This is a genomic window from Flavivirga algicola, assembly GCF_012910715.1.
GTDB classification, from domain to species: Bacteria; Bacteroidota; Bacteroidia; order Flavobacteriales; family Flavobacteriaceae; genus Flavivirga; species Flavivirga algicola.
On record NZ_JABBHF010000003.1, the window covers coordinates 281,850 to 297,035 of the forward strand.

Annotated in this window: 13 protein-coding genes and 1 riboswitch; of the genes, 10 read left to right on the forward strand and 3 right to left on the reverse strand. The window is 34.4% G+C overall.

Features of this window, described 5'->3' with window-relative positions:
* Window positions 1–15: 15 nt before the first annotated feature.
* Window positions 16–126, forward strand: a riboswitch (SAM riboswitch).
* Window positions 127–281: 155 nt separating this feature from the next.
* The 8 genes from HHX25_RS06585 to HHX25_RS06620 all read left to right on the forward strand — a co-directional run bounded on the left by HHX25_RS06585 (window position 282) and on the right by HHX25_RS06620 (window position 8,486).
* Complete coding sequence (locus HHX25_RS06585) at window positions 282–1,301, forward strand: homocysteine S-methyltransferase family protein (RefSeq protein ID WP_169671417.1); 1,020 nt, start codon at window positions 282–284, stop codon at window positions 1,299–1,301.
* A gap of 12 nt (window positions 1,302–1,313) precedes the next feature.
* The gene (locus tag HHX25_RS06590) at window positions 1,314–1,595 is read left to right on the forward strand and encodes an antibiotic biosynthesis monooxygenase family protein (protein WP_169671419.1); all 282 of its coding nucleotides are present in this window, start codon (window positions 1,314–1,316) and stop codon (window positions 1,593–1,595) included.
* Window positions 1,595–4,270: a methionine synthase gene (metH, locus tag HHX25_RS06595; protein ID WP_169671421.1), complete on the forward strand. Its 2,676-nt coding sequence runs from the start codon at window positions 1,595–1,597 to the stop codon at window positions 4,268–4,270. Before HHX25_RS06590 ends, metH begins: the two co-directional genes overlap by 1 nt.
* Before the next feature lie 61 nt (window positions 4,271–4,331).
* On the forward strand, window positions 4,332–4,571 hold the full coding sequence (locus HHX25_RS06600) for a hypothetical protein (RefSeq protein WP_240964300.1): 240 nt from the start codon (window positions 4,332–4,334) through the stop codon (window positions 4,569–4,571).
* Window positions 4,572–4,574: 3 nt separating this feature from the next.
* Window positions 4,575–5,528: a methylenetetrahydrofolate reductase gene (locus HHX25_RS06605; RefSeq protein ID WP_169671423.1), complete on the forward strand. Its 954-nt coding sequence runs from the start codon at window positions 4,575–4,577 to the stop codon at window positions 5,526–5,528.
* A gap of 90 nt (window positions 5,529–5,618) precedes the next feature.
* Window positions 5,619–6,575, forward strand: coding sequence for a methylenetetrahydrofolate reductase [NAD(P)H] (gene metF, locus HHX25_RS06610; protein ID WP_169671425.1), 957 nt, complete (start codon window positions 5,619–5,621; stop codon window positions 6,573–6,575).
* A gap of 37 nt (window positions 6,576–6,612) precedes the next feature.
* Entirely contained in the window at window positions 6,613–7,713 is a 1,101-nt protein-coding gene (locus HHX25_RS06615) for an acyloxyacyl hydrolase (protein ID WP_169671427.1), read from the forward strand.
* A 26-nt stretch (window positions 7,714–7,739) separates the two neighbouring features.
* Window positions 7,740–8,486 (forward strand): head GIN domain-containing protein, encoded by a 747-nt coding sequence (locus HHX25_RS06620; RefSeq protein WP_169671429.1) that lies wholly within the window; start codon window positions 7,740–7,742, stop codon window positions 8,484–8,486.
* Here the strand turns inward: HHX25_RS06620 and HHX25_RS06625 are convergent.
* The 3 genes from HHX25_RS06625 to gldA all read right to left on the reverse strand — a co-directional run bounded on the left by HHX25_RS06625 (window position 8,457) and on the right by gldA (window position 12,799).
* Window positions 8,457–9,659 (reverse strand): acetate/propionate family kinase, encoded by a 1,203-nt coding sequence (locus tag HHX25_RS06625; protein WP_169671431.1) that lies wholly within the window; start codon window positions 9,657–9,659, stop codon window positions 8,457–8,459. The genes HHX25_RS06620 and HHX25_RS06625 overlap by 30 nt on opposite strands.
* A 2-nt stretch (window positions 9,660–9,661) precedes the next feature.
* Complete coding sequence (gene pta, locus HHX25_RS06630) at window positions 9,662–11,752, reverse strand: phosphate acetyltransferase (RefSeq protein WP_169671433.1); 2,091 nt, start codon at window positions 11,750–11,752, stop codon at window positions 9,662–9,664.
* A gap of 150 nt (window positions 11,753–11,902) precedes the next feature.
* Window positions 11,903–12,799 (reverse strand): gliding motility-associated ABC transporter ATP-binding subunit GldA, encoded by an 897-nt coding sequence (gene gldA, locus HHX25_RS06635; protein WP_169671435.1) that lies wholly within the window; start codon window positions 12,797–12,799, stop codon window positions 11,903–11,905.
* 341 nt (window positions 12,800–13,140) lie between these two features.
* Between gldA and HHX25_RS06640 the strand changes: the two genes are divergently transcribed.
* Both HHX25_RS06640 and HHX25_RS06645 read left to right on the forward strand, forming a co-directional pair.
* Window positions 13,141–13,968, forward strand: coding sequence for a prephenate dehydratase (locus tag HHX25_RS06640; protein WP_169671437.1), 828 nt, complete (start codon window positions 13,141–13,143; stop codon window positions 13,966–13,968).
* Window positions 13,965–15,110, forward strand: coding sequence for a pyridoxal phosphate-dependent aminotransferase (locus HHX25_RS06645; RefSeq protein ID WP_169671439.1), 1,146 nt, complete (start codon window positions 13,965–13,967; stop codon window positions 15,108–15,110). Before HHX25_RS06640 ends, HHX25_RS06645 begins: the two co-directional genes overlap by 4 nt.
* The last annotated feature ends 76 nt before the right edge of the window (window positions 15,111–15,186 follow it).

Genomic DNA, 15,186 nt, shown 5'->3' on the forward strand with positions numbered 1-15,186 from the left:
ATTAACGTATTAATATTGTTATCAAGAAAGGTAGAGGGAATAGACCCTGTGAAGCCTTGGCAACCCTTTAACTTTAAAGAAGGTGCTAAATTCTACTAATATTCAATAATATTAGAAAGATAACGAAAAGTGTTTCTTTTACTTTTCTTGATGACAACATATAGATAAAACGAATATTTGAAAATCAAATAGACGTCAAACTGAATGTGTTTTAGTTTCTCATAATATTTGGATGAGATGATTCTGAAATTAATTTAGAATAAGGTTTAAAAAGTATTAAAATGTCGAACATACAACAAGCTTTACAAGAACGTATTTTAGTGCTGGATGGTGCTATGGGTACCATGTTACAGGCTTATAAGTTTACTGAAGAAGATTTTAGAGGCGAACGCTTCAAAGATTACCCTACACCATTGCAAGGCAATAACGATTTGCTATCAATTACACAGCCAGAAGCGATTAAAGAGATACATGCCAAGTACTTTGAAGTGGGTGCAGATATTGTGGAAACCAATACGTTTTCTGGTACAACAATTGCCATGGCAGATTATCAAATGGAAGATTTGGTGTATGAGCTTAATTACCAATCTGCCAAGATCGCTAAGGAAGTAGCAGACGAATTTACAGCAAAAGAGCCGCACAAGCCTCGTTTTGTGGCTGGATCCATTGGACCAACAAACCGTACGGCAAGTATGTCTCCAGATGTTAACGATCCAGGCTATAGAGCCGTTACTTTTGATGAGCTGCGTATAGCCTATAAACTACAGGTGGAAGCGCTCGTTGATGGTGGTGCCGATTTGTTATTGGTAGAAACAGTTTTTGATACTTTAAATGCTAAAGCGGCTTTGTTTGCCATAGAAGAAGTTAAAGAAGAGCGAAATATCGATATTCCCATTATGCTTAGCGGTACCATTACAGATGCATCAGGAAGAACACTTTCTGGCCAAACGGCAGAAGCTTTTTTAATTTCCGTGTCACATATTCCGTTACTGTCCGTTGGTTTTAATTGTGCTTTAGGTGCTAATTTATTACAGCCTCATTTAGAAGCCATTGCCTCTAAAACCGATTTTGCTATTTCGGCACACCCTAATGCAGGCTTACCAAATGCTTTTGGTGAGTATGATGAAACACCAGAAGAAATGGGGGCTCAAATAGAAGAGTACTTGAAAAAGAATTTAATAAACATTATAGGAGGCTGTTGTGGTACGAGTCCAGAGCATATTAAAGTTATTGCAGATATAGCTGCGAAGTATAAACCTAGGCAAAGTGTCACCCTGAGCGCAGTCGAAGGGTCTCATTAATAGAAGCATATAATGATACTGGAAGTAGCCATACTAAATATCAAAAAAGGACTTTCTGAAGATTTTGAAAAAAGTTTTCAAGAAGCACAAAGTATCATTGTATCTATGAAAGGCTATATATCTCACGAATTAAAGAAGTGTATAGAACAAGAAGATAAATATATATTATTGGTGAATTGGGAAACTGTTGAAGACCATGACATAGGGTTCAGAAAATCGAATGCTTATCAAAAATGGAAAACACTATTACATCATTTTTATGAACCATTTCCAATTGTAGAACATTATAAATAATGAGCACGATTCAAAAAAAATACATGCGTTTGTCTGGATTAGAACCACTAATCCTAAATGAAAACAGCAATTTTATAAACGTTGGAGAACGTACCAATGTAGCCGGGTCACGTAAGTTTTTAAGATTAATAAAAGAAGAAAAGTTTGATGAGGCACTAGATATTGCACGTCATCAGGTAGATGGAGGTGCGCAAATCATAGATATCAATATGGACGATGGTCTTATTGATGGAAAAGAATCTATGGTTCGTTTTTTAAATTTAATTGCTGCCGAACCAGATATCTGTCGTGTGCCTATTATGATAGATAGTTCTAAGTGGGAAATTATCGAAGCAGGGCTTCAAGTTGTGCAAGGAAAATGTGTGGTAAATTCCATTTCTTTAAAAGAAGGTGAAGAAAAATTTATTTGGGAAGCAAAACAGATTAAGCGATATGGTGCAGCCGTTATAGTCATGGCTTTTGATGAAGTTGGGCAGGCCGATAATTACGAAAGGCGTATTGAAATAGCCAAACGTTCTTATGATGTATTGGTAAACAAAGTAGGGTTCCCATCGGAAGATATTATTTTCGACTTAAATATATTTCCTGTAGCAACAGGGATGGAAGAGCACCGCAAAAATGCGATTGATTTTATTGAAGCCACGCGTTGGGTACGTGAAAATTTACCAAATGTTAGTGTTAGTGGAGGCGTAAGTAATGTATCGTTTTCTTTTAGAGGAAACAATGTGGTACGAGAAGCGATGCACTCGGTATTTTTATACTATGCCATTCAGGCTGGTATGAACATGGGGATTGTAAACCCAGCGATGCTGGAAGTTTACGATGATATTCCTAAAGATTTATTAGAACATGTCGAAGATGTTATTTTAGACAGACGTGATGATGCTACCGAGCGGTTATTGGACTTTGCAGAAACCGTTAAAGGATCTAAAGCGGAAAAGAAAGCCGATTTATCATGGCGGGAAGCTTCCCTTCAAGATAGAATTACACATGCCTTGGTAAAAGGAATTGATGCATTTATAATTGAAGATGTCGAGTTGGCAAGACAAGAAGCTAAAAAACCTATTGAGGTTATAGAAGGACATTTAATGATAGGTATGAATGTCGTAGGGGATTTATTCGGAGAAGGAAAAATGTTTTTACCTCAAGTTGTTAAATCGGCCAGGGTGATGAAAAAAGCAGTTGCCTATTTAAATCCGTTTATTGAAGCTGAAAAATCTGAAAAGCAACAAGCCCTAGGCAAAGTGTTAATGGCAACGGTGAAAGGCGATGTACACGATATAGGTAAAAATATTGTGAGCGTTGTTTTAGGATGTAATAACTACGAAATAGTTGATTTGGGAGTTATGGTACCACCAGAAAAAATAATTTCCGAGGCCAAAGAACATAATGTAGATGCCATTGGTTTATCGGGTCTAATCACGCCGTCTTTAGACGAAATGGTGTATTTGGCTAAAGAAATGGAACGTCAAAATTTCACGGTGCCTTTACTTATTGGAGGAGCAACCACATCGAAAGCACATACCGCAGTAAAAATTGATCCTCAGTACAAAAATGCTGTAGTTCATGTCAATGATGCTTCTAGGGCTGTAACGGTTGTAGGGGATTTATTGAATGAGAAAACCTCTAATGCCTATGTTGCCAAACTTAAAAAGGATTACGATGAATTCCGCGAGAAGTTTTTAAAGAGAGGTAAAGAGAAATCATATATATCTATAGAAGAAGCTCGGAGTAAAAAGTATCGTATAGATTGGGAAACATCTGAAATTGTGAAACCTAAAGAGTTAGGCGTTCAAATATTAAAACAATTAAGCTTAAAGGAGTTGTTGCCTTATATAGATTGGAAGCCTTTCTTTATTTCTTGGGATTTACATGGTAAATTTCCAGAAATATTATCGGATGAGGTTGTAGGAGAACAGGCGACGCAATTGTATGAGGATGCTCAAGAAATGATTAAGCAGATTGTTGCTAAACAGTTATTAAAGCCAAAAGCTGTTTTTGGTTTGTTTGAAGCCAATGCTATTAATGATGACGATATCTCTATTCGGAAAAAAGGCCGTGAGATTGCTGTGTTTAGAACTTTACGTCAGCAATTAAAGAAAAGAGAAGGAGTTCCTAATATAGCATTGTCCGATTTTGTTGCGCCAAAAGAAACTGGTAAAACAGATTATATGGGGGCGTTCTGTGTAGGTATTTTTGGTGCGCAAGAATTAGCAACTTACTATAAGAAAAAAGATGACGATTATAACTCCATAATGGCACAAGCCATTGCAGATAGATTTGCAGAAGCATTTGCCGAATATTTGCATAAGCAAGTGCGAACAAAACACTGGGGATATGCATTAGATGAAAATTTATCGAATGAAGAATTGATAAAAGAAACCTATAAAGGAATTCGTCCAGCACCTGGTTACCCTGCATGCCCAGATCATTTAGAGAAAGAAACCATTTGGGAGTTGTTGGATGTTGAAAAACTGATTGGCGTTTCCTTGACAGAAAGTCTAGCCATGTGGCCGGCAGCAGCAGTATCAGGATATTATTTTGCCAACCCAGAGGCTAAATATTTTGGTTTGGGTAAAATAACAGACGATCAGGTAACCGATTACGCTACAAGAAAAGGGATTGAAAAGGATAAAGCCCGAAAATGGTTGCATCCTAATCTTGCCGATCAGTAGTCAGTAACTTTTTAGACCTGTCAGGTTTAGAAAACCTGACAGGTCTTGATAAAAAGAAGATATGAATTTGAAATTTATAGAATTGACATTAGGAAGTCATATGATATCTCATGGTTATGATGCCGATAACAAGGAAGTATTAGAAAATGTAACTGTTGACGGATTTTCTAAAAAAATTGTAGCAGTATCTCGAATCAAGTCGGTTAGTGAAACCTATATATTAACAGACTATTTGGATGGGAGATGGATTTATTGGGAGTATCAGGAATCTTTCGAAGATTTGAAAAAAATATTAGTGTAGTACATGTTAGAAGATAAAATCAATAATAGAAAATCTGGAATTTTACTTTATGGGTTAACGCCACCTAAATTACATACAGACGAAAGTAAAATTAAAACCATTGCTAATAAGCAAATAGAACGTATTAATGGTTTAGATATTGATGGCCTAGTCTTGTACGATATTCAAGACGAATCTTCTAGAAATAATACGGTTAGGCCATTTCCTTTTATGGAAACCCTTAGTCCAGATGTTTACAATAATAACTATCTAAAAGACTTAAATCTACCAAAGATCATCTATAAAAGTGTAGGGAAATATTCTGTTAACGAATTAAGTATATGGATTAACGAAAACTCAAAGCATATAGATTATTCTGTTTTTGTAGGTACGCCATCAAATAAACAGAAATCGATGCTTTCCTTGAACGATGCCTATCGAATTAATCAAAATTCCGATCCTTCAATCCGGTTAGGTGGTGTTACTATTCCTGAGCGTCACCATAAAAAAAATGACGAGCATATGCGTCTTTTTAAAAAGTCAGAAAAAGGGTGTCGTTTTTTTATTTCGCAATGTGTATATAATATAAATAACACTAAAAATTTCCTTTCAGATTATTACTATAGTTCGATAGAGAGTAATCGCGAATTGCTCCCCATTATTTTTACCTTAACACCTTGTGGTTCTCTGAAAACTATGGAATTTATGGAATGGCTGGGTATTGATATTCCAAAGTGGTTGAAAAATGACTTAAAAAATTCAAAAGATATACTATCAAAGTCTGTAGACGTTTGTAAAGATATTGCTGTAGAATTATTGAATTATTGTGAAGACAAAAAAATACCCATTGGTTTCAACATAGAAAGTGTCTCAATACGAAAAGCAGAAATAGAGGCATCTATTGAATTGCTGAAGGATGTAAAATTGTTGATGAATAAATATGAATATTCAACTGCTGCATTGGAATTAGAATATTAAGTTTGCGTTAGCAATAAAGATGAGATTTGTTCTTTACACGGAAATGACAAATATAAATTAGAAACAGATACTGAAATAAATTCAGCATAAATGAAAGTTACAGACCATATAAAAAAAGCAAACGGAAAAACATTGTTTTCGTTTGAAATCATTCCACCACAAAAAGGGAGGAATATTCAAGAATTATATAGTAATATAGATCCGTTAATGGAGTTTAAACCGCCATTTATTGATGTAACGACTTCTAGGGAACAATATATATACATAGATAAGGGCGATGGGTTATTAGATAGGAAAATAACACGTATGCGTCCAGGGACTGTTGGTATTTGTGCAGCCTTAAAGCACAAATATAATGTCGATACAGTTCCGCATGTACTATGTGGTGGTTTTACAAAGGAAGAGACTGAATATTTATTGGTAGATTGCCATTATTTAGGTATCGATAATGTTATGGCGTTACGAGGAGATGCTATGAGTCATCAAAAATATTTTGAACCTTCAAAAGGAGGAAATCATTATGCGACAGAGTTGGTAACTCAAATTCAAAATTTAAATTGCGGCAAGTATTTACACGAGGTAATAGAGTCTGATCATAAATCTGATTTTTGTATTGGTGTTGCAGGCTATCCAGAAAAGCATATGGAAGCCCCTTCTTTACAAGCAGATTTAAGACGTCTTAAAGAGAAAGTAGAAGCTGGAGCAGATTATGTGGTTACACAAATGTTTTTTGATAATAAAAAATACTTCGAATTTGTAGATAAAGCCAAAGAAGCAGGGATTGACGTACCTATTATCCCAGGAATAAAACCTATAGCTGTAAAACGTCATTTACAAATTTTACCACAGGTCTTTAAAATTGATCTTCCAGAGACTTTAGTCAATGAAGTTGAGAAGTGTAAAGATAATAAGCAAGTAAGGCAAGTAGGTATAGAATGGGCCATCAAACAATCTGAAGAGCTTAAAAAAGCGGGTGTTCCTGTGCTTCATTATTACTCTATGGGTAAAAGTGATAATATAAAAGCCATTGCATCGCATATGTTTTGATAATTCCGTTATTTTTGCTCTTTAAGCAAATCTATTAATGAGATTATTTTTAGTCTGTATTTTTTGTGCAGTTTTCGGCATTTCTTTCTCACAAGAAAAGGAGCATACCTCTTATTTTGATATTAATTATTTTAAAGGAAATATAGCACTGCATAACAATGATATTTCACACTTAATAAAAGGACATCCCGAAGGCGTTATTTTAAGTTGGAATAAAAAAACCTATGGGTTTAACGATTGGGAACGACGCTATAATTACCCCGATTATGGTGTGTCTTTTGCCTACCAAAACCTAAAAAATGATGTTTTAGGTAATAACTATGCCTTATATACACATTACAATTTCTATTTCTTAAACCGTCATTTAATGTTGCGTATTGGTCAAGGTTTAGCCTTAACAACCCATCCTTATGATAAGGAAGAGAATTTTAGAAATATAGCTTTTGGCTCTAAAATATTAAGCAGTACTTATTTAATGCTTAATTATAAAAAGGAACGTATTATAGATAGGTTTGGGCTGCAAGCAGGTTTATCGTTTATTCATTATTCCAACGCGAATGTAAAAGCACCAAACACAAGTATAAATTCCATGGCTCTCAATGTTGGAGTAACTTATAATTTAGATGATGAAGAACCTGAATATATAAGAACACTCCATGATATTGAACAAGAAAAATTTACAGAGCCCATAAAATATAACTTAGCTTTTCGAGTAGGTATTAATGAAAGTGATGTTGTTGGTAGCGGGCAATTTCCTTTTTATGTTTTTTCTGCCTATGCCGATAAACGCATTAATATAAAAAGTGCCTTGCAGTTTGGAACGGATATTTTCTTTTCAAATTTTTTAAAAGAGTTTATTAATTATAGATCGGTTGCTTTTCCAGAAGATAATACATCTGGAAATGAAGATTATAAAAGAGTAGGGGTTTTTGCTGGGCATGAATTATTCATTAATAAAACATCGCTTGTTTCACAGTTTGGGTATTATGTATATTATCCATTTGATTTTGAAGGGCGAACCTATATAAGAATAGGTTTAAAGCGGTACTTTAGTAATAAGTGGTTTGGAGCATTAACACTTAAATCGCATGGAGCGAAAGCAGAAGCGGTGGAATTTGGAGTTGGGCTAAGGTTATGAATAGAGTAAAGCAAGAATAACAACATATGAAAAGAATAGTTTATATCTTGATTTTATTTTTAACTACAGCTTGTAATAGTGAGCATGCAGGGGATTGTTTTCAAAAAACAGGTCCCATTATTCAACGGGAAGTAATTGTTGAAGTTTTTGATAAAATACGAGTCAATCGTGACATAGAACTGATTATTAAAGAAGGTGTAGATCAAAAAGTTGTTATTGAAACAGGTAAAAACTTAATGAATGATGTAGAGGCCATTGTTTTAGATAACAAGTTAATATTGACCGATAACAATACTTGTAACTACGTACGCGATTACGGTATAACCAAGGTTTATGTAACAGCTCCTAACATTACAGAAATAAGAAGCTCGACACAGTACGATATAAGCTCCGATGGCATTTTAAATTATCCAAGTTTAACAATTCTGTCGGAAGATTTTGGAGAACCAGATACCTTTACAAATGCCAATTTTAGGTTACAAATAGATAACAATACCTTTCGATTAGTTTTTAATGGTATATCTAATTGCTTTATTTCAGGCAAAACAGAAAACTTAAATCTTACTTTTGCCGCAGGAATTTCGCGGTTTGAAGGTCGAGATCTGATTGCTCAAAAAGTACAATTATGGAACAGGGCATCAAACGATATGATTGTCAACCCACAACAAGAAATAAAAGGTACTATTTCTGGAACGGGTAACGTGATTTCCGTAAACCGTCCATCTATAGTTGAGGTTGATGAATTATATAAAGGACGCCTGGTCTTTGAATAAATCAGTAGCCTGTTTGGCTATTTCCAATTCTTCATTAGTTGGAATGACTAAAATGTCCACTTTTGAATCTTCCGTATTAATGGCGAGAGTTTCCTTTGATCTAATTTTATTTTTTTCAGTATTTAAACGAATACCCAAAAAGTCCAGATCTTTGCAAACAAGTTCCCGCATTAACTGTGAATTTTCTCCAATACCAGCAGTGAATACAATAGCATCCAGTCCGTTCAAAATAGCTGCATAACTACCAATATATTTCTTTATGCGATATACATTCATTTCTAAAGCTAATTGACAGGCTTTGTTGCCTTGGGCTGCCTGCTCTTGAATATCTCTCAGGTCACTAAAGCCAGTAAGCCCCAGCATACCACTCTTTTTTTGCAGCAATGTATTAATGTCGTTTAAACTGAAATCTAATTTGTTTGCTAGATGAAAAATAATGGCAGGATCGATGTCACCCGAACGGGTTCCCATAATTAAGCCGCTTACAGGAGAAAACCCTAAGGAATGATCAATACTCTTACCATTTTTAATGGCTGTCATACTACAACCATTACCCAAATGAATTGTGATGATTTTAGAGTCTTTTTTATTTAAATAGTCGATGGCTTTTTCTGAAACATATTTGTGGCTCGTACCGTGAAATCCATATAGGCGAATATGATGATCGTCTAAAAAGTTATTAGGGATGGCATATTTATAAGCATGTTCTGGTATGGATTGATGAAAAGCCGTATCGAAAACAGCAACCTGCTTTGCATTTGGAAATATATCTTCAGCGACTTCAATGCCTTCAAGGTTAGCAGGGTTATGTAAAGGTGCCAAAGAGGATAGTTCCTTTATTTTTTCTTTTACAATCTCAGTAATCTCTGTGGTTTCATTAAAATAAATACCACCATGAACCACGCGATGTCCAACTATTGAGATATCTTCGGGCGATTTTATAATACCAGTATTTTTATCTAAAAGCTGTTTTGATAATAATTGTAAGCCATCTTTATGGTTTAAAATGGCACTTTCAAATTCAATAGCGTCCTTCTGGGTTTTGAATTTAAAGATAGCATCTTCAAAACCAATACGTTCAATTTGTCCCGAACATAAAATACGGGCTTCTGGCATTGAAAATAATTGAAATTTTATTGAGGAACTACCAGAGTTTAAAACTAATACTTGCATATTTATTGGTTTTGGGCTTGAATAGCAGTTATGATAACAGTGCTATAAATATCATCGACAGTACAACCTCTACTTAGGTCGTTAACTGGTTTGTTTAATCCTTGTAAAACAGGACCTATAGCTAATGCGCCTGTTTCACGTTGTACGGCTTTATATGTGTTATTACCTGTATTTAAGTCTGGAAAAATTAAAACACTGGCATGCCCAGCAACTTCAGAGTCTGGTAATTTGGTTTTTCCAATACGCATATCTACGGCAGCATCGTATTGAATTGGACCTTCTATTTTTAAATCCGAATTTTGTGCTTTTACAATATCGGTAGCCTCTCTAACTTTTTCTACATCGGCACCTTTACCAGAAGCACCCGAAGAGTAAGAAAGCATGGCAACTTTAGCTTCTATACCAAATTCTTCAGCAGTTTGAGCAGATGAAATAGCTATTTCTGCTAATTGTTGGGCATTGGGATTTGGATTAATGGCACAGTCTCCAAATACAGAAATTCTATCTTCCAAACACATAAAGAAAATTGACGATACCAGATTAACACCAGGTTTCGTTTTTATAAATTGTAATGCAGGGCGTAAAGTGTGTTGGGTTGTGTGTACTGCCCCAGACACCATACCATCTGCATGTCCTTTATAGATCATCATTGTACCAAAATATGAAACGTCTGCCATAGTGTCCTTTGCCATTTGTAAAGTCACATTTTTGTGTTTTCTAAGCTCATAAAAGGTGTTGGCATAATCTTCAAAGTGAGGCGATTTTGTAGGTGATATGATGTTTATTTCATCGGTATTTAAGGGAATATCTAATTTTTCAATAAGTTCTTTGATTCTATCTTCTTCGCCAAGAATTGTTAAGTCTACAACATGGGCATTGATTAATTTGGCAGCAGCACGTAAAACGCGTTCATCATAACCTTCAGGTAACACAATATGCTTTTTGTCATTTAAAGCACGTTGCAATAAATTATATTGAAACATTCTAGGAGTGAATACTTCAGATTCAAAAGTGATGAGTTTATCTGCAAGCCTATCGGTGTCTACATGCTTTTCAAAAGTGGCTATAGATGTTGTGATTTTTTCGGTGTTTTCAGCATATATTCTAGCCTTTATGCTTCCAATACTACTGGTTACATTGTAGGTGCCGCCTTTAACACTAATAAGAGGAACAATACTGGAGAGTCCTTCGATAAGCTTTAAAATAGGCTCTTCAGGAATAAGACCGCCTGTTAGAATAATTCCAGCAATTTTGGGGTAATTTTTAGAAATATTAGCTTGTAATGCGCCTAAGATAATATCGGCTCTGTCGCCAGGGGCAATAACTAGTGCATTTTCCTTAAGATGTATTAAATAATTCCGTAATTGCATAGCACCCACACTAAAATTCTCTGTTAAGTTATTTAGCATGTCCTGCCCAAAAAGAACCTCACCGCCTAAAGCTTTCGAAATCTCTTTTACAGTAGGGCTACTAAGGCTAGGTATCTTAGGGATTACTGTGATATTGGTACCATTATTAATACGTTCTTTTAATTGCGTTTTAAGAGCAGAAAGATCATCTGGGTTTGCTTTGTTCGTTATTATAGAAAGTACATCAACGTCCTGTGTAAAGGTGTCATGTGCCAATTGCACACTGTCTACAATCTCTTTAAGCGCCTTCTTATCACCTTGAGACACTATAATTACAGGGAGTCCAAGATTTTTAGAGATTAAGATATTTATGTCTAATTCTAAACTTGAGTTTTCATGAGAGAAATCAGTGCCTTCAACTAAAACAAAATCAAAACGCTCTTCAAGATTTTTATATTTCTTAATGATTTCATCGATGACTTCACCAGATTTTCCTTGATTATATAAATCAAGCACCTGGTTTCTTGTATATGCAAATGTTTTCTTATAATTGATATCTAATTCAAAATGAGACATGACCGTATTGATATGATTGTCCATTTCTCCTGCTTCAAGATCTTCGATAATTGGTCTAAAATAGCCAACCTTTGCAGTTTTTCCTAAAAGCATACGCATTAAACCAAGAACAACAACAGATTTCCCGCTGTTAGGTTCAATAGTAGCTACATAAATTCCTTTACTCATAGTGTTCTATATTATAAGAAGGCTCATTTCTAAGCCAGATAACTATACTTATTTTTAAATATTCTACCGCAAAATTAGCACCTACATATTATCATAAGGATGATATTTGTCATACTTTTCATTTAAAACGTATTCAATTATAAAGAAAGGTTATTTTGATGTTAAATCCCTAAAGAGAGATTCCAAACTTGCATTTTTTTGATTAAGTTGTAAAATTTTTAATTGATTGTCGTGAGCAAAATCAAATACATGAGATCGCATGTCTTCTGAGGTTTTAAAAGTAATTTCATAAACAAAACCATGCGTATTGTTTACACTTTTAACTTTTGGAAGTTTAAGTAAAAAAGCATCTTCAACACGATAATCAAATTCAACAACAACAATCTGTTCCTTTTCATCCCGTAACTCACTAAGCTTTTTGTCTGCAACAATTTCACCTTTATTGATTATGATCACACGATCGCACATAGCTTCAACCTCTTGCATAATATGTGTAGATAGGAATACGGTTTTGGTTTCTCCAATGGTTTTAATGAGGTTTCTAATATCAACCAATTGGTTTGGATCTAGACCAGTGGTTGGTTCGTCTAATATTAAAACATCAGGATCATGCAATAAGGCATTTGCCAAGCCAACACGCTGGCGATACCCCTTTGAAAGCTGCCCTATTTTTTTATGAACTTCTGGGGTTAAGCCAGTAAGTTCAATAACATCATTAATACGCTGTTTCGAAACCTTGTAAATATTGGCATTAAAGTTTAGATATTCTTTAACAAACATGTCCAAGTATAAAGGATTGTGTTCTGGTAAATATCCGACGCTTTGCTGAACAAGTTGCGTGTGCTCTTTTATATCATGTCCATTGACTTTGGCAGCACCTTCAGTAGGGTTGATATAAGTAGTTAATATTTTCATCATGGTAGATTTTCCAGCACCATTGGGACCTAAAAATCCAACAATTTCCGGTTTGTTAACCTTAAATGAAACCTGGCTTAAAGCTTTTTGTTCACCATAGTGTTTTGAAATTCCTACTACTTCAATAGACATAATTAAAATTATTTATTCAAAAATAATAATAATATAATGCTATAGAAGTTTTGTTGTATAATCTTTAAAACTTTTAAAAAATTCAAAAAAAACCGATACCACAATTTTGATTTCTTAAAATATTATTTACTTTAGCCTCATAATTATGACAACAACAGTATTTTATACATATTATAACAACTGGTTTTATTTCTTTTTTAGCAAAAGGAACGAGGCGTTGTATGTATAATTTATAACTATAAATTTTAAATATGAGTCTCGATGAAAATCGGGACTTTTTTTTGTTCAACCTTTAGTTGAATAACCTCCATTAAAACGAGGTCTTATAAAAAAAATGAATTTTGATTAAAACAGTAGCCATACAAGGAGTAAAAGGATCTTTTCATCACATTGTGTCACAACAATTTTTTGAGAAGTCTGTCGATGTTATTGAATGTCTGACATTTGATAGGGTTGTAGATTCGTTAATTACAAAAGAATGCGATGCGGCTATTATGGCTTTAGAGAATTCTATTGTAGGATCCATTATTCCTAATTACGCTTTAATTGATACGTATGGTTTACATGTTGTTGGCGAACATTATTTAGATATTCAACACAATTTAATGGCATTGCCGAATCAACGTATAGAGGATATAGAAGAAGTGTATTCGCACCCTATGGCATTATTGCAATGTAAGGAATTTTTTAAACAGTATCCCCACATTAAGTTGGTAGAAGATAAAGATACAGCCGAGGTAGCACAGCGTATCCAAGAAAAAAAACTTAAAGGGGTTGGCGCAATTGCAAGTGTTATGGCCGCCGACATATTTGAATTGGATGTTCTGGCAACAAGTATTCAAACGATAAAGCATAACGAAACACGATTTGTTATTGTAAAACGAACAAATTCTGAAGTGTCTGAAAATGAAATCAACAAGGCTTCTGTTAAATTTGAAAGCGATCATAAAAGAGGTAGTTTGGCAGCAATTCTTAATGTGATGAGCGATTGTAAATTGAATTTAACCAAGATTCAATCCTTGCCAATAATTGAAACACCATGGAAGTATGCCTTTTTTGTTGATGTTACTTTTGAAAAATATGTGGATTTTAAAAAATCAAAATCCATAATTGATATTATGGGAGAAGGATTTAAAGTATTAGGCGAATATAAAAATGCTAAATTATGATTGAAGCTGCTAATAGATTGCAAACGGTAGAGGAGTATTACTTTTCAAAAAAATTAAGAGAAGTAAATTTCCTTATTACTAGTGGAAAACCTATTATTAATTTAGGTATTGGGAGTCCAGATTTACAGCCGCCACAACGTGTTTTGGAAGCTATAAAAGAAGGGCTGTTGGAACCTAATGCACATAAATATCAAAGCTATCAGGGACTTCCAGAATTAAGAGAAGCTATAACAGGATTTTATAAAGATCATTTTTCGGTGTCTTTAAGTGCTTCCACTGAGGTTTTACCGCTCATGGGAAGCAAAGAAGGTATTATGCATATATCGATGGCATATTTAAATGAAGGTGATAAGGTTTTGATTCCAAATCCAGGATACCCAACGTACCAATCTGTTACCAAATTAGTAGGTGCAAAACCTGTTTTTTATGATTTAGATGCAGCAAATAATTGGCTGCCAGATTTTGAAGCTTTAGAACAATTAGATTTAAGTCGCGTGAAATTGATGTGGGTAAATTATCCCCACATGCCAACAGGCGCTAAACCTATTGCAAGTTTATTTGAAGAATTAGTAGCCTTTGCAAAACGGCATGATATTTTAATTGTTAACGATAACCCATATAGTTTTATATTGAATGAAGATCCAAAAAGTATATTAAGTGTTGAAGGAGCAAAAGAGGTCTGTTTAGAGCTTAATTCATTAAGCAAGACGTTTAATATGGCAGGATGGCGCGTAGGAATGGTTGTTGGAGATAACAAGCATATAAATAATATTTTGAAGGTAAAGAGTAATATGGATTCAGGGATGTTTTATGGAATTCAAAAAGGAGCTATTGAAGCTTTAAAATGTTCAAATATGTGGTTTGTAACTTTAAACAGTGTTTATAAAAAACGTCGTGATTTGGTTTGGAAATTAGCAGATGCGCTAAACTGTACTTACGATAAAAATGCAACTGGTCTTTTTGTTTGGGCTAAATTACCAGCCTCAGAAAAAGCTGAAGCCTATATAGATTCGGTGCTTAAAAACAAGCATATATTCATTACGCCAGGAACCATTTTTGGAAGTCAGGGCGAGGGCTATATCCGATTTTCTTTATGTGCATCAAACGACGTTTTAGAAGAAGCTATAAAAAGAGTTGAATAGTCCGCAATTTTCAATTGCAGTTACTATGAATAGAGAAGTAAAATAGTAAAAATAATACCCATTACAGAACGCTCTT